Here is a 20325-nt window from a genome sequence, read left to right as displayed (position 1 = left end):
AATAAACCATACGCATCAAGTTAAGAAAAAGTGGCGTAAGGAAGAAAGGAAATAAGAAAAAAACTATTTTATATATTAAGTAATAAAGTTAGTAATTTATAGATTTTTCTAAAAAAATATCTTATCCTAGATAAGAATTTCCTAAAAAAATAAATGTAACAAATAAAATGCCAATCTTAAATATTGCTATATTTCACGATAGCTACTTAATTTGGCACGTATGGTTTGTTAAACACTTCCAGAATTACTCAAAACCGCTACAGACTATATCTTTCTGTATAATCTTTAAATGCACCTCTATTGGAGTCAAAATGTAGTTTCACACTACCAATTGGCCCGTTTCTTTGTTTTGCAATGATCAGTTCTGCAATATTTCTAATTTTCTCCATTTTCTCTTGCCACTCTCGATGTTTATTACTTCCTTCATTTGGTTGCTTTCTTAATTCATAATATTCTTCTCTATAAAGGAACATTACTATATCCGCATCCTGCTCTATGCTTCCTGAATCACGTAAATCAGAAAGTTGTGGTTTTTTATCATCCCTTTGCTCAACAGAACGAGAGAGCTGTGATAGTGCAACAATGGGAATATTTAGTTCCTTTGCAATTGCTTTTAAACCCTGCGTCACTTCTGAGATTTCTTGCACTCTATTTTCACTACTCCTTTTTGTTGTTCCTCGAATTAACTGCAGATAATCGATAAAGACCAACTCTACATTATATAGTTGATAGAGAAGACGTATTCTGGTACGAAGAGCACTAATTGATAACGCAGGAGTGTCATCTATGATGAAAGGTAATTCGGATAGATCTGTACTAGCATTAATGAATTCGTGTAATTCAAAATCACTAATTCTCCCAGTCAGTGCCTTATAATAACCAATGCCTGAATCTATAGTAATCAATCTTGCGGTCAATTGCTCTGCTGACATTTCAAGTGAAAAGAATGCTACATAATGTTGTTTATCTGTTCTTTTTTGCAAAATCTTACAAGCATTAAGTGCGATGTTCAGCGCCAATGCTGTCTTTCCCATTGAGGGCCTTGCAGCTATAATTAACAGATCAGATTTCTGCAAACCACCAAGAAGCTGGTTTAGGTCTTGAAGTCCGGTTGTAATACCTAGAGCCTCTGGGTTATTCTTCAGCTTGCTGATCTTCTCAACCACATCTTTAATTGAACTTGCAAGCTTTATATATGTCTTATCACCTTGCTTTTTTACTGCTAAGTTGAACAACTTTGTCATTGCCTGCTCAATTTGTACCTGTGCAGGATTTTCAATGTCGTAGTTGTAACTATCGTCAACTATCTCCTGCCCGAGCTTGATTAAGCATCTCCTTAAATAAGTATCACGGATTATTCTGGTCAAGCTATAGATGTCAAGCGCAATGCTTGCCTTTGCTGCAAGTTTTGCTAGGTACTCAACTCCACCACATTCGGCAAATGCTTTATCATTCTCGAAAAACATCTTGAGGCTCAGTTCATTAGCAACTATACCGTGTTTTCTGGTTTTAGATATCTGGGTAAAAATGCTTTGATGTAGTGGATCATAGAAATTATCTGCTGCAATTATATCTTCGACTGCATCACAAATTCTATTATCACGAACCATTGCACCAATGAGCATTTGCTCTGCTTCTAAATTGTGTGGCAATTTACATATTTCTTCTCTTGAATCAATAAGATTGGCTAATTCATTCATTTTAAGTTTTCAGAGTAATGATTGATTATTGTAGAATATTCAGTCCTTACTTGAAAGAGAAAAAATTTGACTAATCCTGTGTTGCTTATAGCATTAAAGTAGGCCCCTGTGGTGGAATGGTAGACACGGCAGACTCAAAATCTGTTGCTTGCAAAAGCATGCTGGTTCAAGTCCGGCCAGGGGCACTCAAATATTGGAAAATGCTTTATGTTACACAAATTTTTTAATCGTTTATTTTCCATTCTTTCTTCGATAAATGCTATTCAAAGGGTAAAGAAAGATGAAAATGGAATATGTTACGTAACAGGACTTAGACGCTATTTGTCAGTGCTGCTTGATTTAATTATCATCGTTTTGTTCTTGCAGCTTTGCGGCCAAGCCTTAAGCCAACTCTTCATGAACTCAGAGAGCAGTAAAATATTAGGCCAAATTGCTGCGAAATATCAGATGCAAACACCATTATCTGCAGAGGAAACAGCAATGCAGAGTAAACTAATCAAGTTACTAGTTCTAAATCAGATAGTTCAATTTATTATGCTTTTTAGTTATGTAGCATATATGTGGATAAGATTTGGCGCTACACCTGGAAAGTTATTACTTGGACTCAGAGTTGTAAATGCACAAACTTTTGAAAAATTGACTCTAAAACAAGCAATAAAGAGGTTTTTTTCCTTTATATTGTCAACTTCACCACTATTCTTAGGTTTCATATGGGCAAGCTTCGACAAACGTTGCCAAACTTGGCACGATAAGATTGCAGGCACAGTAGTTGTAACAAGTAAAAGTCTTAGATGTATGGTCTCAGAACATAATAGAGTGGATTAAGGGTTCTGTCGCATTTGTAGGGAAGTAGAAAGAAGAATGATATAATTGTCTAAAAAAAAAGCAAAGATGTTTCGTATCAATCAAAAATTGTTGCCATATTTCAAAGGATTTAGCTTTTCAGAGGATGTTATCTGTATACATGAAATGTCGATTCTCTTTGAGCTATCGAGATTTGGAAGAAATGATGAGTATAAGGGGAGCAAAATGCTACGTTACAAAGGTGGGTTATCACCACTGATAGATGAGGCAGTAAGGAAAAGAAAGAAGCAGGTTGGTAGTAGTTGGAGAGACTTACATTAAATTAAACGGTAAATGGGTTTATTTATATACTGTACTCTTGTGTGTTAGTAGAGACAAGTCTGCAGCACTTGCATTCTTTCGTAAAGCCTTCAGGAGTAACTATCTTCCTGAGAAAATTGTAATTGATAAAAGCGGCAGTAATACTGCTGCTCTTGATTATTTGAATGCAGAAATTTCTGAAGATTACAGTTCTTCAAATAAAATATCTAAATAATATTGTTGATAGATTTATCAAAAAACTAATAAAGCCAATGCTTGGGTTTAAAAGCTTCCATTCCGCAAAGATTACCATCACAGGCATAGAAAATATTTGTATGATTCAAAAAAGACAAATTATTAAAATAATGTTTCTACTTTTGAGAATTTTGCTATGTTAATGGCTTCATAACTCCTATAATCCCACCTTTAATGATCTTCTTTCCTATGGTTTATAGATGCGACAGAACCGACATATCAGTTGATAAACAGACTAATCAGTTATTGTTTATACCTGTTTCAGTATGAAAATTATTGTGAGGCTTGATTTTATATATATCACTACACATAATAGACTTTAGTATAAATTAGTAATATGCATCCAATCATATACTTACTTAACTTGTTACTTGATCTTTACAGCTTAGTTCTAATATGCTCAGTTGCTCTCGATTTGTTGATTAAATTGAATGTAGTTAACATGTATAATGAGATTGTAAGCAGCATAATGCAAACTTTAAACAGACTTACCCATCCTCCACTAAAGGTTATCAGAAGGTATATACAACCGTTCAATGGATTAGATTTATCCGTGATGATATTGATAATAGCAATTCACTTTGTAAAATATACAATTACTTATTACTTTAAGTAGATGTTAAAAAAACAGCTAAAATCAGCGATATACCTGTTACTCTTAATGTATATATATATATCGGTTTTTAGCTATAATTATCAAGATCCATCCTTAAATACAGCTACAAATCAGGAAGTAACAAATTTGGGCGGAGTGGTAGGTTCATATTTAGCTGATATATTGGTTCAATTTCTTGGACTCGCTAGTATTACAATAGCTACAACCGTAGTTTACTTTTTGATATCAAAAAGGCTGCTGAAAATTCTCTATTTAATATTAATCAATTTAGGAATATGCGCTACATTAGCGCAACTTTCGCTCGGTATAACTGCAAGGTATGTGCATGGCGGAATGATAGGAAATGCACTAATTAGTAACTACCCATTTTACATCTTTGCAGTAGCAGCATCAATAGGTTTTGTAGGGTTAATTGGTTGGAAGAGAACGGTTTATTCTTTACTTTTCCTATGTAAAAAAATATTTTCCCTTTTTACAAAGGTTCTGTTTTTCAGGTTACGTAAAACTACTGATTATTCAATAGCACCGTTAGTAGTAGAAGAAAAATATAGAACCACTAGACAACAACCAAAAGAAAGACAGAAAAAAGCTACCGAAGAGATTTTTAAACCACCTTCTAGCGAGTTTGAGTTTCCAAGCATTCACTTACTTTCTAAAGTAGAAGAATCTGTGCAGAGAAAACAGTTGAATGCATTAGAGAGCAATAAGAATTTATCTCTGCTCGAGCAGGTTCTAAGTGATTTTGGCGTGCAAGGAAAAATTATAAGTGTATGTTATGGACCGGTTGTGACTTTATACAAACTTGAACCACAAGCAGGCACAAAATCTGCAAGAGTGATTGGTCTTGCAGATGATATTGCACGTTCAATGAGTGCACTTTCTGCACGTATTTCAATAATTCGTGGACAAAATGCAATGGGAATAGAATTGCCAAATAAAGAACGAGAAATTGTTATGCTGCGTGATTTACTGGAATCGCCAGAATACCAAAATGCAAACTTAAATCTTCCGATTGCACTAGGCAAGGAAATAAGCGGAAAACCAATTATTGCAGATCTGACTAAAATGCCCCACTTGCTTGTTGCCGGAACTACAGGATCAGGTAAATCAGTTGCGATTAACACGATGATTCTGTCGCTTGTTTATCGATTAAGTCCTGATGAATGCAAGATGATAATGATCGACCCAAAGATGCTTGAGCTTTCAATATATGATGCAATACCGCATCTAATAACGCCAGTGGTAACAGAGCCAAAAAAAGCTGTTATTGCTCTTAAGTGGATCGTGAAAGAGATGGAAAATCGCTATCGTATGATGTCATATTTAAATGTGCGGAATGTAATAAACTATAATCAAAAAATTACAGAAGCGATGAATAGCGGAATAGAATTGGAACGCGTTGTACAGATTGGCTTTAACTCAACAACGGGTAAACCTTTGTTTGAAAAAATACCGATTAAAATGGAGACATTTCCGTATATTGTGGTGATTGTAGATGAAATGGCAGATTTAATGCTTGTTGCTGGCAAAGATATAGAATGCTCTATTCAACGTTTAGCTCAGATGGCTCGTGCTGCAGGAATACACATCATAATGGCAACGCAACGTCCGTCTGTAGATGTGATAACAGGTGTGATAAAAGCAAACTTTCCAACGAGAATTAGTTTTGCTGTTACTTCTAAGATAGATAGCCGTACAATACTTGGTGAACAAGGGGCTGAACAATTGCTCGGTATGGGTGATATGCTTTATATGGCCTCTGGTGGTAAGATTATTCGAGTTCACGGTCCATTTGTAAGTGATGATGAGGTGCAAAATATAGTTGATCATCTAAAAACGCAAGGTGAGCCAAACTACATGGAGGAAATCACTCAAGAAGATGAAAATTCTTTCGCGGAATCAGAAGGTGAAACAGAAGATGAAGAGAACGATCTATACAAGCAAGCAGTGGCCATCATTCAGAGAGATCAAAAGGTTTCAACTAGTTACATTCAAAGGCAACTTAGAATAGGCTATAACAGAGCTGCAAATATTGTTGAAAGAATGGAGAAAGAAGGTATTGTCAGTGCTCCGAGTTACTCAGGAAAGAGAGAGATATTGGTAGAATAATCGCTAACTTAAACCAAGGAAAGTTATTTCTAAGATCAATAGATCTCTTGCATAACTGGAATTCAAAAGTTCCAGCGCATGACCAGATATTTCTTATTGGATCCCAGTTGTATAGTGTTTAATACTAAATTAACTACTAAAAACGTACAATAGTAATATATTAATTAGCTAGGGGGTTAAAAATGGGTATAACCAAATTTGTATTCGGTTTTGATAAATCGGATGTAACAGCATTGCAGGAAAGTCAAAATATTGATGCTAAAAAGTTTCAAGAAGTATTTAGCGCATTAAAAGAATGGCAAGAAGCTCAAAAGATAGATGCTAAACAGTTTGAAGAGGTATTTAGTGCATTAAAAGAGTGGCAAGAAGCTCAAAAGATAGATGTTGAGCAGTTTGAAAAAGTTTTTGGTGCATTAGAAGACAAGATTGGTACTGAGCAGTTTCAAGCTATGCAAGAGCACTTAAGCGGCTTGCAAGAAAAATTTACAGGCTTAGAAGAAAAAGTAGAAACATTTGCAGACATGGTAGGGGGACAAGAACAAGCAATACTAACTTGTGCCATAGTCAGTGCTGTTGCTGCAATAGCTGTAACTAGTTTTGTTGCATTCTGTATCTATCAGGGAGTTAAGCTTGATAAAGAGAAGAAAAACGAATTGTTTCAAGATATGCCAAGCGGAAAGTTTAATAATGTGAATGATACCGAAAAACTGAAGAATAACTTACAGCAAGGAAGAGTGTAATGCTCTTCTTGAAAGGGTGTTACGTAAAATTTGTAACACCTTAAATTTCCTTTAGATTATGTAGGTTTTGGTAGTAAATTTTTTAGAAAGATGTTTGTATTATAAAGTTGGTAGAGATTCTGATTTACTTGAAGTTTGTTAATTGGTATCTTTTAAAGTGCAATATTCACTATAGTATGCTTAAGATCTTTTCTAAAGTTTTATTTATATTAATACTTTTGGTTTCTAGTTTCTTTACTGTACATAATGTTGAAGCGAAGTCTAATGTAAAGTTCAGTAAGAGGTACATACCTCCTGGTAACCCTGGTGGTACAAACTTTCATGCAGACGAGGATTTTGCTGAGTCATATAAACTGTATGAGAAGCGTAGGGAGCTCCTCAAGAAAAAAAAGTTACAAGATCTAGCTATAAATAAAGAAGATCTAATCAAAAAATTAAAAGAAAAAAAAATTGCTAGCCTTGATAACGAGCCAAACAACGTGGGAGCTTGCATAGTTGAAGATGGGGAGGATGCTATGATCAATCAGCATGGTATTAATCTTGCACGTTTAAAGGGTGCTGTATTTATAGATCAAGAGCCAGTTTCTCAGTATGAAAGTAAGCAGCATAAAAGTGAACAACAAAAAGGGAAAAAAGTTACTTCAACACGAGAAAAAAAAGTTTCCCCTATAAATGTTACTATAAAAGAAAGTCCATCAAGAAGAACGTGCTCTCATGATTCTATTACTGATCTAAATAGAACACCACAGCATAGTTTAAATGGCTCAAGTTCATTTGGCAGTGTAGTTGACACAGTAAAATAGTGTCACGATTAATAATATGCTAGATAGAGACCTGACATTGAGTGATGATGCATATGAGTCATCGCCGGTTTCCAGGCATAAAACTCATACTGTAAAAGTTGGACAAGTGAAGATAGGTGGAAATAATCCTATAGTTGTTCAATCCATGGCACTTGGTGCACATATAGATTCTGACAACATAAAAAGCAGTGCTCAGAAATATGCAAAAGAAGTAATAGAACTAGCGCATGCAGGTTCAGAATTGGTGCGAATTGCTTTGAACTCAGAGGAAGTAGCAAAAGCAATACCTTATATAGTAGAGGAAATAAATAAAGAAGGCTTTGATGGTAAGATATTAGTAGGCTGTGGACAATATGAGCTCTACAGGCTGATTCAGGATTATCCAGACAACATTAAAATTCTGGGTAAAATTAGGATAAATCCAGGTAATATAGGCTTTGGTGATAAACGTGATGAAAAATTTGAAAAAATTATAGAGTATGCAATAACGCATGATCTTCCTGTCAGAATTGGAGTAAATTGGGGTAGTCTTGATAAGTACCTTTCACAAAAATTAATGGATGAAAACTCCTTATCTAGTAATCCAAAAACTTCTGATGTTATATTACGTAAGACGCTTGTAATGTCTGCTCTTGGTAGTGCAAAAAAAGCTGAAAAGATTGGCCTTAATGCAGAGAAAATAATCATTTCATGTAAAGTCAGTAGAGTGCAAGATTTAATTTTAGTTTATACTGCACTTGTAAAATCTTCCAATTATGCGCTGCATTTGGGTTTAACCGAAGCTGGTATGGGTAACAAAGGCGTAGTAAATACCACAGCAGGGCTTACTTATTTATTGCAAAATGGTATTGGAGACACTATCCGGGCTTCTTTAACTCAGCGCCCTGGTGAATCACGCACTAATGAGGTGGTAGTATGTCAGGAAATACTGCAGTCTATAGGTTTGCGCTACTTTAACCCTCAGGTGAGTTCATGTCCTGGTTGTGGACGCACAAGTAGCGATCGTTTTCGTATATTAACTGAGGAAGTAAATGGCTACATAAAAACTCATATGCCGGTATGGAAGAAAAAGAATCCTGGTGTAGAGTATATGAACGTTGCTGTTATGGGATGCATAGTAAATGGTCCTGGAGAGAGCAAACATGCAAATCTGGGGATCAGCCTGCCTGGGTATGGAGAAAAACCTGTTTCAGCAGTCTACAAAGACGGCAAATATTTCAAAACTTTACAAGGTGATAATATTTTTGAAGAATTTAAGGAAATTATTAGTGATTATGTGGAGAAGCATTACACATAAGCCTTTCACAAGTTTGTACTTAGACTACATTCTGTTTAGTGAACGTCAAATGAGACAATAAAGAACGTAAATTTAAAAAATAGATAATAGGGTTTCTTCTGCCTTTTTTTTATATGGTAAATTTCTTAATATTTAGATTGGCCCGGAGTAGTATAGAGATGTTATTCCAGTATCAAGGACTGAAGTTTCCTGATCTACAATATTTGTACAGTTATGAAATAGATGCAATTTGACATAAAAGCTTTACTTTTTGAAATTTTGGGTTACGTTTAATTTAACATATTTCAGTGGGGAATTTATTGTAAGTAGAAAGGAAGCTTTAAAAATATTAGGTTTTGAATCAAGCGATGTGCCCAGTGAACAAGAAATTAAATCAGCGTATAGAAAATTAGCCTTGAAATATCATCCTGATAAACATTCAGAAGCTGTAAAGAAACAAAATGAGGAGAAATTTAAAAAGCTAGGTACTGCATATGAATTTCTCACTAAGGAAAATATAGAAGGGGTTAAAAATCTAACTGACGGAAATTTAAATGGAATTAATTCGCCTGAAGATTTGAGGTTTTACTTAAGTAGGGCTCTCTACAATCAGGATATAAAGTTTCTTGAAAAGCTTTTTCCCAAATTCAAAAGCAGTAAAGATGGAAGATTTGGTGACTACATCAATGAAGAACTTATTTGTATTTACTTTCCATTATCTATTGCTTTAATGCAAGCTAAAGATTCAAGAAATTATAGTATTTTGAAACTTCTTTTAGAAAATGGTGCTGATCCTAATATAAAGCTATTACATAATGAAGCTTCGTTACACTATTATATGGTTCTCGATGACAGCAGAATTGTAGAGTTATTGTTACAATATGGTGCTGATCCTAATATGTTAGATAGAAATGGTAAAAATCCGTTGTTTGAAGCGTTTTTGTGTGATGATGATCATACTATGGAAATACTTTTGAAATATGGTGCTAATCCTAATATGTTAGATGAAAATGGTCGAGGTCCATTATATCAAGCAATCAATTGTGACAACGATAAACGCGAAAAATATGTAGAGTTGCTTCTAAAGTATGGTGCAGATCCTAATCAGAAGGTTAATGGCTCCAGAGTTATAGAGTGTGCTCCATATTTCACTAATAATTGTGTAATGAATTTGATTAAAACGCTTACTCTGCCATACGGTAACAATGATAAAGTTAAAAGGTTGATGGCTGAGTACGGTGGAGTTGATGGACGTTATCTACGTGATCAAACGATACTGACTTGTTGTTGCTTAATCGTCGCTTCTGCTACTTTTTTTAGTATAGCTTCTCCTTTGCGCTATGTACCGACAGCAATATTTGCACTTGCTGCATGTTTTTTTATTAAAAATGCTGTACATGCTGCATTTTTTGCAAAAGAACCTTCTACTGAGTTTACCGAAGCTAGAGCTTGTCCAGAGATTAGTAAAAGGCTATAATATCTAAAGTTTTAGTGCTGGGTAAAGATGAGAAAAAAGCATCCAGCAGACCTAAGTCAAAAGGAATGGACAAGAATAGAAAGCTACTCCAGAGTATCATACAGGAAAGGAGGAAGGTCGTCAAAGTATAGCAAAAGAGAAATATTAGAAGCAATTTTCTATGTATTGTGTACAGGTGTAAATGGCGGTATTTACTATGTGATGGGATACCAAGGAGAAAATTTAAAAAATCATATAAAGGAAGAATATGGTATGGATATTGAGATTGTCAAAAGGCCTTCATGTAGGTTCTAAGTCAACAAAGACACACCGCCTTAGCTACTACCAATGAGGGGTTTAAAGTACAGCCAAGAAGGTGGGTTGTAGAAAGGACTTTTGCTTTAGGAATAGAAGACTATCGAAAGAATAAGATTTACTCACTGAAAATTTCATATATCTGGCTATGAGTAGAGTTATGTTAAGGAGAGAAATATGCTTGAGTTTATCAATTCCCGGACAAGTTGGGAGTGTTAAATAAACTGTGTCAAATCGCATTTTTAGTTCAACTCAATTTTTAACCTACTAGGAAAAAAGATATCAAGTTGAGAGATAGTTAAAGCCCAATCATGTATAGGCATAGTCCATTTTTCTCTTACCTTTTTTATAGCACAATATGCCTGTTTATACAAGGCATTTGTGCTAGTAAATGAGCCCTTGGTTTTAGTAAATTTTCTGATCTGTCTATGTAGTCCCTCAATAGGATTTGTGGTATAAATTAATTTTCTTACAGGGCCAGAATATTTTAAATAACTAGACAAATTTTCCCAATTATTCTCCCAAAACCAACGGATATTTTTCTCCCCATTTTTCCTCCAGTTCAAGTAAATAATTCTCGGCAATTTCTCTACTTGATATGTTTTTTTCAAATCATTCATGAAAACTTTTGCTCGATGCATATTTCAGTGAATTTCTTATCTGATGTACTATACATTTCTGCTTTAGGAAATACACTGTTTATAGCTTTAGGAAAGCTTTTTAACACAAGCTATCAGAATATCATCTACTCCTCTCTCTTTTAGGTCATTTAGTACTCCCAACCAGAACTTCACTTTCAGCCAAATAAAAACCCAAAACTTCTTTTCTGCCATTTTGCTAATATGTTATACATACATTTGCTTACACAATGCCCGTCCTCCTTGACCTTAAAAAACCATGAACACTATTGGATATACAGATTGCAGCGGACGACTGCGCCATTCGTTGATTACCGGTAACAATTTGTCAGTAATACTTGATATCTCTGCTGCAGATATTTTATATTTCTTCTACATGCGATGCTATATCCCATGCCACTGGCATATGTACTTAAAACCTTTGCTTCAAGTTCGGTTTGTTTGCCTTTTTCTGACTACTTGTGGCTCGAAACTTCCTTCTCTATCTCTTGGTGTCAATAGTTCAAATACTTGTCCGTAAAGTCTTTGAATTTCTTCGGTTGTTTTCTTCGCTTTCAGCCGACAAATGGTTTTCTATCTCGCCTTCCCTCTAGCAGTTTTTTTATAAATGGTGTTAATGCTCCATCTCTTTCCGTCAATGGTCTTCCTTCTCGTATAGATGATAAGATATTTGTTTCTAATTCTTTATAGTCTACCAAACCGGTAGTTCTGTTTGCTTGACTCATTGTCAAACCTCCATTTTTTTATCAATTTATTACTTTACTTCTCGGTTTGACACAGTTTATTTAACACTCCCGGGCCACTTGAAACTGATTTTTCTTTGCATTCCAGTTATGCAAGAAATCTATTATATAATATTATGATCACCCTCTTGATAGTTTGTTAGCTCCTCTCCTCCTGAGTTACTTGGTGCAATTATTTGATCAGATTCAGTTGATGGTTCATCAGATCCAAACAACCATGAAAAGAAATTACCAAAAAATGACCCTATTAAAGAAAAAGGCTTCATAAGTATACTAAACAAGTTACTAAAAAAAGAGCTTGGCTGTTCTTCATTTGTTGATGATTCACTTCGTGGACTAACACCATTTTGTGTAAGTGTTATGTCAATAGAATGTCCATTATCAGCAGCTTCAATTTTTACATCACTTTCTTCTTCTGCACTGATCTCCTGTTGTTCTTCCTTTGGGTCTTGCTCTTGTGTAACTGGTTGGACATTACCTTCTTGTCCAACATCTTCCTCTTGACCTACTTCATTATCTTTTGATGCTATACTGTCATCAATTTTTTTGGGGGGTTTTAGTAATAGAGTTTTTATTTCTTCTGTGCTAGCTAAATCTAAAGGAGTCTTTCCATATTTATCTTGTGCATTAACATTTGCTTCTGCGTTTATTAGAGCTTCTACTATCTCTTTTCTATCATAGTTTGCAGCCCAATGTAAAGGAGTCCTCTCATCCTTATCTACTGCGTTAACATTTACTTCTGCGTTTATTAGAGCTTTTACTATCTCTTTTCTACCATATCCTGCAGCCCAATGTAAAGGAGTCCTCTCATCCTTATCTACTGCATTAACATTTGCCTTCATTTCTATTAGAATATCGACCATCTTTTCACGGCTCCACGATACATTAGGTAATGTATTCCAGTTGTTTTTTTCAATTACCAGGTGTAAAGGAGTCTTTCCATCTATATTTTGTAAATTAACATTGATACTTTCTACTTTCAGTAGATCGTCCAATTCAGGTATCTCCATCGCTTTCTTTTTTAAAAAAAAATGCAAAGGAGTCTCTTTATTTTTATCTGTTAGATTAACATTGATGCCTTTTTTGTTCAGTAGAGTGTAGAATTTATCTGTATCTATATCTAGGTCTATTTTTTGAAGAATTAAATGTAAAGGGGTTTCTCCTGCATTATTTTGTGCATTAACGTTTGCTTCTTTATCAAGTAGAAATTTTACTATCTTTTCTGTATCTTTATATCTACTTTTAGCAGCAAAATGTAAAGGGGTACTTAGATCATCACTTTGTGCATCAACCTTTGCTCCTTTGCTGAGTAGAAATTCTACTACGTCTTTATGTCCATATTTAGCAGCAAAATGTAAAGGGGTGCTTAGATCATCACTTTGTGCATCAACCTTTGCTCCTTTACTGAATAGAAATTCTACTACACCTTTATGTCCATTTTGAGCAGCCAAATGTAGAGGAGTCTCTTCAAATTCATTTTTTGCATCAATTTTTGCTTCTTTGCTGAGTAGAAATTCCACTACGTCTTTATGTCCATTTTGAGCAGATAAGTGTAGAGGGGTCTCTTCAAATTCATTTTCTGCGTTAACCTGTACTTTTTCTTCTCTATTTAACAGATTTTCTACATCATCAATATTACCGCTTTTAGCAGCTTCAAGCAATTTGTCATTGGCATCTTTTATGCTTTGTAATAGATTTTTTATTTCTTCTGTCTTAGCTAAATCTAAAGGAGTCTGTCCTTTATCATTTTTTGTATTAACATTTGCTTCTTTCTTTAATAGGTCTTCTACTGCTTTCAAGTCGCCAAGTCTGGCAGCCAGATGTAGAGAAACCTTACAATGCTCAGCTTTTACTTCTTCGTATTTATTTAACACGTGGCGTTCTCGAGAAGAGTCATAAGCAATAAAATCTGCTCCATTATCTAATAGAACTTTTGCTATATCAGAATGATTATTTTTAACAGCCCAATATAGAGAATTACCTTGAGATACATCATATGCATTAACATCAGCTTCTTCAGTTATTAGGCGCTTTGCTTCATTAAGATCACCTCTTTTAGCAGCATCAAGTAAAGCAGCATCTATATTTCTGATTGAATAATTCATTTAACACTTCTCTATAAAATTGCATTACTATAGTAAGGTAGTTAATAATTCATGAACTCTTGGTTGTAGAAATAATGATTATCCTTCGTGTTTTTCAGTGTATTTAAGTAAACTATATATAAGAATTGCAATTATAGAACATACAACTGTTAATAGTAAATTTGGTAAAATGCCATAAGAAAAGAATTTTCCTACTATGTATATTCCAACAGCCCCAAACATCATATTGCAAAATGAGAGAACTGCACTACCAAGCCCTATACTTTTGACCGTTTCTAAAGCAGAAGTTACGTTATTGCTGATTACGAGTGCAAGTCCTATATTGCTTGGAATCCAAAGAACTTGAAGAATAAGTACGTTCAATTTGTTCATGAAATAAAAATATACCAATAAACCATCAGATATTATTGGTAATACCAAACCTATGATTAGCATCTTGCTCACTCCTATTTTTGGTACGTACCTTCTGTTAATTAAAGTGCCGATTACGTAAAATATGACTATGATTGATATGAGATAGCCAAAATATTGTACTTCAATACCCATTGATTCAAATATGAACGGATAGTTAGCAATGTATGCCCAAAGCCACATGAAAGTTAATCCATGAATGGCTGAAAACCCAAGGAAACGATAATTCCTGAATATTGATATATATTGCTTGAAGATATTGATGGCTATGTTGGTTTGATTTTTATTTACAGTGAGCGTTTCTTGCAGCTTCAAGTAAATAAAAATGAGCATAACAATTGCTGCAAATGATATGATAAAAAACAAAAATTTCCAACTATATCCATGTGAAATTATATAACTGCCTACCACTGGAGCTATTCCAGGTGAAAGTGCTACTACCATATTTAACTTTGAGATTACTCTTGAGTATTCACTACCTGAGTACATATCCCTGATTGCTGCATATCCGACAACGCCTGCAACACCAGCTCCAGCTCCTTGTATAAAACGGATTAATATTAAAAGTATAATATTATCAGCTATGCAACATACAATACTTGCCAAAGTAAAAATTGTCATACCAATAAGCATTATTAGGCGCCTACCATAATAGTCTGACAATGGGCCATAAATTAATCCAGATATTGCAATTCCTAATAAATTTAAACTGATCGTAAGCTGCGCTATATTACCTTTCACCTTAAAATAGTTGGCAATACTTGGCAATGCAACTGAGTATAAGTCTGTTGCCATATCAACAACTGCTACAGATAATATCATAATAAGAGAGATGATATTTTGTGAAAAAGCTGTCGACACTAATGATTTACTGGATTAAATATGTTTAATTGTAGTATATTTTTCTCATTAGTATATTAATTTAACTGCTAAAGTTTAAAATAATTATGTAAGCAATCTCTATATAAAATATGGATAAATCACAACTAGTTAAAGAGGTTTTCGATTCTGTAGCAAATTGCTACGACATCATGAATGATATAATGAGTTTTGGAATGCACAGGCTATGGAAAGAGAAGATGGTAAGTAGTGTGCATTTTAAAAAGAACTCCAAGGTTTTGGATATTGCTGGAGGAACCGGAGATATAGCTATAAGAATAGCAAGAGGTGAACCAAGTACTCAAGTTACAGTATGTGATATAAATCAAAACATGCTGGACAAAGGGCGTGATAAAGCAATAAATTCAAATCAGCTAAATTTCAATTGGGTATGTGCAAATGCAGAGAGCTTACCATTTGAAGATTCCGAATTTGATTATTATACAGTAGCTTTTGGTATTCGAAACTTTTCCGACCGTAAGAAGGCTTTAAGTGAAGCATATAGGGTATTGAAGCAAAATGGACAATTTGTCTGCTTGGAATTTGCCCCTATGCATTATCAAAATGAGATATTCACCAAATTTTATGACTTATACTCATTTAAAGTAATTCCTAAAATTGGTAGCATAGTTGCTAAAGATAAGGGTTCTTATGAATATTTAGTGAAAAGCATCAGAGAATTTCCAACTCAAACTAATTTTAAAATGGAAATTGAAGAGATAGGCTTTAAGAATGTTGAGTTCTATAATATGAGTTATGGAATAGTAGCATTACATATTGGAACAAAATGAATATTAAACTCTGGTCTATTCAGTAGTTTTTTTGCTAACTTTCTGTAATTTCGCAGCGTTTTTTCTTCAGTAGAAATCAAGCTAAAGTTTCTTGAACGTATTGCTCTAACGAAGTACACTGTAAACTAATATTGTAACTTTTTCCTGAAGCTAAATACTTAACTTTAAAATAAAATGCGATCTAACATTAAGCAGCTATTTTACTATATAAAACCTAGTCTACATTATTTTACCGTAGCTTTTATTGCAGTTCTATTTTCAGCTTTAACGATTCTTCTTTTTGGTAGGGGCTTAAGCAACATAATTGATTCTGGCGCAGAGCATAACTTTACTACCAAGCTCGTAGTTGCAATACTGATAGTTTTAGGCATTTCTTTCACTGCATTTATTCGGTTATATTTCATTGGCATTGGCAGCGAAAAAGTTGTCGCAAGAATTAGATATGACTTATATAGCAGTATTACTGATTTACAACCAAGTTTCTTTGAGAATACAGGTGTGCAAGATGTTATCTCAGCACTCATTACTGATACCTCTGCATTGCAATCGATAATAAACAGCAGCTTATTGACAATATTGAGGAATGCAGTGGTACTAACTGGTAGTGTTGCAATGCTGTTATACACAAATCTACATTTAACCGCATATGCAGCTGCAATAATACCCATACTGCTCATTATCATGACTTCACTTGGAAAAAAAGTTCGCAATTATGCACGCTTTGCTCAGGATAAATTAAGTGAGCTTGCATCATTTAGTGAGGAAAATTTTAGATCTATAGTAACCATTAAATCATTTGTACTAGAAGAAAATGAAAAAATTCGTTTTCAGAAACATCTAAACTCAGTATCAAAATCATACGAAAAATTAGTACTCTTGCGTGCTATTTTAGTAACTCTAGTTATCACGTGTGTGATAGGTTCGCTAGTTATTTTGCTTTTTTTTGGAATAAAAGAAGTCTTAAGTAATAATATGACCATTGGAGAACTCTCCTCATTTGTGTTTTATTCAGCGCTTGCTTCAGGGGCTGTAAACAATCTAAGCGATAACATCAGTGATTTGCAACGAGGTCTTGGAATTGCAGAGCGTTTATTTGAATTTATGAACATGAAAAGCTCTATATTAGATAGTGATAATCCTATAAGGATCAATAGTGTTCAAAAAGGAATTTCGTTTAATGATGTAACATTTTTTTATGCTGATAAGCCAGCATTAAATAACGTATCATTTTCTATAGAGGCAGGTCAAGCAGTGTCAATTGTTGGACCATCTGGCAGTGGTAAAAGCACCATTTTAAAGCTTCTGCTCCGTTTTCACGATCCAAGTGAAGGCAGTATTACTATCGATGGACAGAATATTAAGACAATTGCGCTAAATGATCTAAGATCGCTGTTTGGCTTAGTACCACAAGATCACATGATATTTTCTTGCTCAATAATGGAAAATATACTATACGGCAAACCGGGTGCTGAATATGAAGAAGTGAAGCGAGCAGCTATCAGTGCGTATGCAATGGAATTTATTGATAAGCTGCCGGATAAATTTGATACATTTGTAGGAAAAAGAGGACTAAAGCTTTCCGAAGGACAAAAGCAACGTATTATAATAGCAAGAGCAATACTGAAAAATCCTCAGGTTTTAATACTGGATGAAGCAACCTCTGCCCTTGATTATAAAAGTGAGAACCTCGTGCAAAAAGCACTGAGCAAATTAATGCAAAACAGAACAACAATTATAATTACGCACAGGCTATCAACCGCACTCAAAACTGACAAGATTATAGTAATTAATCACGGAAAAGTAGAAGAAGTAGGGACTCATGATTCTCTAATGAGTAAAGATGGGCTGTATGCAAAATTGGTGAAGATATAGTAAAAACTGAAGGAAAATTTAAATCGTAACATTAGTCTCTATACTAGATTTAGCAATTAAGTTATTAAATCTTTAATGATTTTAACTTATAATAATATCATAGTATTTTTTAAGGATCGTTATGTTTTACAATAATCTGCCAAAGCTACAATCTATGGTTCATAGTTTACCAGTACCAGTATTGAACACAGCTTATAATTCGCCAGTACCAGGCTTACAAGCACCGGTATCAAGTATGGCTTATAATTTACCACCAGCTTTACAAGCACCAGTATCGAATTGTGCACAATCTTGTCCACCTACATTTGTACCTTGTGCTACTAATTCGTGCCATAATCATTTTAACTCATATAATAGCCATTATGACATATATCATAACCCTTATTGTGAGACATTTGATTATTTTTGCTAAGTTTGGATCACTTACAAATATATGTGCTGCCACTCTTGCTACACGTACTTCGAATAGCACATGGGAAACCATGTGCTTCACATTTTGCTTAAAAATATAATAAACAGATGCTTGCTTGTCATTTGCAGTGGCTATAGCAGTTCTACCAAAATTAACACAACTAATTTGACTACTGACAGCTTTTTCTTGAAATCTTAGCATTATTTTGCTGGCAAAGCTTTTTAGTTTCAATATCTCCTATGTTAAAGTCGTATTTTAAATGTATTATATTTGTATATGCTAATTTAGCATTAAAGTTATGAAATCGTTAACTTTTTTATCTTATAATAATAAGATAGTTATTTTTTTTAGGATTTTTATGACTTACAATTTTTCTTCATGTATAGACCCTTGTACTTCCGCACGTAAGGGCTGGATGATTGATCCACGAAATCATCATAAATTCAATCCATGGTATCATAACTTTGATCCATGTGACCATAATCGATTTAACCCGTACGATAATGGACTTGAGTTAAATATACAGCTTCCCGATATAAATATACCATCTTGTCCCCCTGCTCCTGCTTGTCCCCCTGCTCCTGCTTGTCCACCTGCTCCTGCTTGTCCACCTTGTCCACAAGTTAAACCTGAACCTGAATCTAAAACAGTCGTTGATTTTTCAAAGCTTGCAATAACGGTTAACCCAATAACTGATGATATCCTTGATGTTAAGACCAAAGATCCAACAGGCTACAAGTTTAAAGAGTGTGCAAAGATTATTCAGAATTCTAAAAATAATCTTAAGGTTGTAGATGGTAAACTTGCGGGTAGCTGTGAAGACAATTCTGAATGTGATAAATGTGTAGAAATAATAAACGGTTCTATAATAGATTCTCAAAGTGCTGCAGCCTTTCTTTCTACCTACAATACACCAGCAGAAGGAAATATTTATTTTCTATAAAAGTAATACAATGTGTGTATTGTTAGTACACACATTATTCTATGTTTAATTGTTTGATAAATTTATTTACTGATGGAGTTATTTTATGTTTAAAAGCGTCTATACTCATCCAATGCCAAATAATACATGTTATGTAAATGATATGGTAAGAGTTAATTTGTTTACAAAGTTGGATGATTGTAAAATTAATAAGAATAAGTTGATTCATGATAAATGTGGTAAAGATCTTGAGTGTAAGATTGATGATAACACTATGAATGAACTGAAAAAATGTTTTAAGTTTGAGATTGATGATAAGACTAAAAATGAACTGATAGAAAATATTAAGAATGAACTAGAAAAAGGTTTTAAGTTTGAGATTGGTGATAAGACTAAGAATGAGCTAAAAGAAAGTAAAGAAAGTATTAAGAATGAACTAGAGAAAAGTCTTAAGTTTGAGATTAGTGGTAAGACTAAGAATGAGATAAAAGAAAGTATTAAGAATGAACTAGAGAAAAGTCTTAAGTTTAAGATTAGTGATGATACTAAGGATGAGATAAAAGAAAGTATTAAGAATGAACTAGAGAAAAGTCTTAAGTTTAAGATTAGTGATAAAACTGAGGATGATAAAACTAAGGATGATAAAACTGAAGATGATAAAACTAAGGATGATAAAACTAAGGATGATAAAACTGAAGATGATAAAACTAAGGATGATAAAACTAAGGATGATAAAACTGAAGATGATAAAACTAAGGATGATAAAACTGAAGATGATAAAACTAAGGATGATAAAACTAAGGATGATAAAACTGAAGATGATAAAACTAAGGATGATAAAACTAAGGATGATAAAACTAAGGATGATAAAACTGAAGATGATAAAACTAAGGATGATAAAACTAAGGATGATAAAACTGAAGATGATAAAACTGAAGATGATAAAACTAAGGATGATAAAACTGAAGATGATAAAACTAAGGATGATAAAACTGAGGATGATAAAACTAAGGATGATAAAACTGAGGATGATAAAACTGAGGATGATGGTGACAACCTGTCGACAACTTCTAATAATCTAGAAAACTCTTACTACTCTGAAATTCAAAATGAGCTACTTTCTTCTTATTCTCATTCCGGCAATGACTTGGTATAACTACATTTTTCCTGGCTCACTT

General features: G+C 33.9%; 15 protein-coding genes, 1 tRNA gene and 3 pseudogenes. 14 read left to right on the top strand and 5 right to left on the bottom strand.

Annotated elements, in window-relative coordinates; translation table 11 throughout:
* Nucleotides 1-257 precede the first annotated feature (257 nt).
* Nucleotides 258-1700, bottom strand: coding sequence for a replicative DNA helicase (locus OPR30_RS04530; RefSeq protein WP_139686507.1), 1443 nt, complete (start codon nucleotides 1698-1700; stop codon nucleotides 258-260).
* Between the two features lie 102 nt (nucleotides 1701-1802).
* Between OPR30_RS04530 and OPR30_RS04525 the strand changes: the two genes are divergently transcribed.
* The 10 genes and pseudogenes from OPR30_RS04525 to OPR30_RS04480 all read left to right on the top strand — a co-directional run bounded on the left by OPR30_RS04525 (nucleotide 1803) and on the right by OPR30_RS04480 (nucleotide 10597).
* Nucleotides 1803-1885, top strand: a tRNA-Leu gene (locus OPR30_RS04525).
* A gap of 22 nt (nucleotides 1886-1907) precedes the next feature.
* A complete protein-coding gene (locus OPR30_RS04520; RefSeq protein ID WP_264374840.1) occupies nucleotides 1908-2525 on the top strand; it encodes an RDD family protein in 618 nt (205 codons plus the stop codon).
* 66 nt (nucleotides 2526-2591) lie between these two features.
* Nucleotides 2592-3213: pseudogene (locus OPR30_RS04515) on the top strand (IS6 family transposase).
* A gap of 183 nt (nucleotides 3214-3396) precedes the next feature.
* Nucleotides 3397-3675, top strand: a complete 279-nt coding sequence (locus OPR30_RS04510) for a YggT family protein (RefSeq protein ID WP_264374841.1) — start codon at nucleotides 3397-3399, stop codon at nucleotides 3673-3675.
* Nucleotides 3676-5784 carry an FtsK/SpoIIIE family DNA translocase gene (locus tag OPR30_RS04505; protein WP_265030510.1) on the top strand — a complete coding sequence of 703 codons (2109 nt, stop codon included), beginning with the start codon at nucleotides 3676-3678 and terminating at the stop codon, nucleotides 5782-5784.
* A 182-nt stretch (nucleotides 5785-5966) separates the two neighbouring features.
* Entirely contained in the window at nucleotides 5967-6524 is a 558-nt protein-coding gene (locus OPR30_RS04500) for a hypothetical protein (RefSeq protein WP_265030509.1), read from the top strand.
* A gap of 176 nt (nucleotides 6525-6700) precedes the next feature.
* Nucleotides 6701-7327 carry a TRP75-related protein gene (locus tag OPR30_RS04495; protein WP_265030508.1) on the top strand — a complete coding sequence of 209 codons (627 nt, stop codon included), beginning with the start codon at nucleotides 6701-6703 and terminating at the stop codon, nucleotides 7325-7327.
* Nucleotides 7328-7343: 16 nt separating this feature from the next.
* Nucleotides 7344-8624, top strand: coding sequence for a flavodoxin-dependent (E)-4-hydroxy-3-methylbut-2-enyl-diphosphate synthase (gene ispG, locus OPR30_RS04490; protein WP_265030507.1), 1281 nt, complete (start codon nucleotides 7344-7346; stop codon nucleotides 8622-8624).
* Nucleotides 8625-8874: 250 nt separating this feature from the next.
* Entirely contained in the window at nucleotides 8875-10080 is a 1206-nt protein-coding gene (locus tag OPR30_RS04485; protein ID WP_265030506.1) for an ankyrin repeat domain-containing protein, read from the top strand.
* A gap of 27 nt (nucleotides 10081-10107) precedes the next feature.
* Nucleotides 10108-10597, top strand: a pseudogene (locus tag OPR30_RS04480) (transposase).
* 19 nt (nucleotides 10598-10616) lie between these two features.
* Here OPR30_RS04480 and OPR30_RS04475 read toward each other — a convergent pair.
* The 3 genes and pseudogenes from OPR30_RS04475 to OPR30_RS04465 form a co-directional block, all read right to left on the bottom strand.
* Nucleotides 10617-11737 (bottom strand): annotated as a pseudogene (locus tag OPR30_RS04475) (IS256 family transposase).
* 122 nt (nucleotides 11738-11859) lie between these two features.
* On the bottom strand, nucleotides 11860-13860 hold the full coding sequence (locus OPR30_RS04470; protein WP_265030505.1) for an ankyrin repeat domain-containing protein: 2001 nt from the start codon (nucleotides 13858-13860) through the stop codon (nucleotides 11860-11862).
* Nucleotides 13861-13938: 78 nt separating this feature from the next.
* Nucleotides 13939-15066, bottom strand: coding sequence for a Bcr/CflA family efflux MFS transporter (locus OPR30_RS04465; RefSeq protein ID WP_458694710.1), 1128 nt, complete (start codon nucleotides 15064-15066; stop codon nucleotides 13939-13941).
* Between the two features lie 176 nt (nucleotides 15067-15242).
* On the opposite strand from OPR30_RS04465, the gene ubiE reads away from it, so the two are divergent.
* On the top strand, nucleotides 15243-15941 hold the full coding sequence (gene ubiE, locus OPR30_RS04460; protein ID WP_265030503.1) for a bifunctional demethylmenaquinone methyltransferase/2-methoxy-6-polyprenyl-1,4-benzoquinol methylase UbiE: 699 nt from the start codon (nucleotides 15243-15245) through the stop codon (nucleotides 15939-15941).
* Between the two features lie 174 nt (nucleotides 15942-16115).
* The gene (locus tag OPR30_RS04455) at nucleotides 16116-17813 is read left to right on the top strand and encodes an ABC transporter ATP-binding protein (protein ID WP_265030502.1); all 1698 of its coding nucleotides are present in this window, start codon (nucleotides 16116-16118) and stop codon (nucleotides 17811-17813) included.
* A gap of 346 nt (nucleotides 17814-18159) precedes the next feature.
* Here the strand turns inward: OPR30_RS04455 and OPR30_RS04450 are convergent, their stop codons facing one another.
* On the bottom strand, nucleotides 18160-18426 hold the full coding sequence (locus OPR30_RS04450) for a hypothetical protein (protein ID WP_265030501.1): 267 nt from the start codon (nucleotides 18424-18426) through the stop codon (nucleotides 18160-18162).
* 157 nt (nucleotides 18427-18583) lie between these two features.
* Here OPR30_RS04450 and OPR30_RS04445 point away from each other — a divergent pair, with 157 nt between their 5' ends.
* Nucleotides 18584-19168 (top strand): hypothetical protein, encoded by a 585-nt coding sequence (locus OPR30_RS04445; RefSeq protein WP_265030500.1) that lies wholly within the window; start codon nucleotides 18584-18586, stop codon nucleotides 19166-19168.
* A gap of 85 nt (nucleotides 19169-19253) precedes the next feature.
* Nucleotides 19254-20303: a hypothetical protein gene (locus OPR30_RS04440; protein WP_265030499.1), complete on the top strand. Its 1050-nt coding sequence runs from the start codon at nucleotides 19254-19256 to the stop codon at nucleotides 20301-20303.
* The last annotated feature ends 22 nt before the right edge of the window (nucleotides 20304-20325 follow it).

Source organism: Wolbachia endosymbiont (group B) of Athalia cordata (genome assembly GCF_947251845.1).
In the GTDB taxonomy this organism is placed as follows: domain Bacteria; phylum Pseudomonadota; class Alphaproteobacteria; order Rickettsiales; family Anaplasmataceae; genus Wolbachia.
This window is presented reverse-complemented; position numbering and strand designations above follow the sequence as displayed.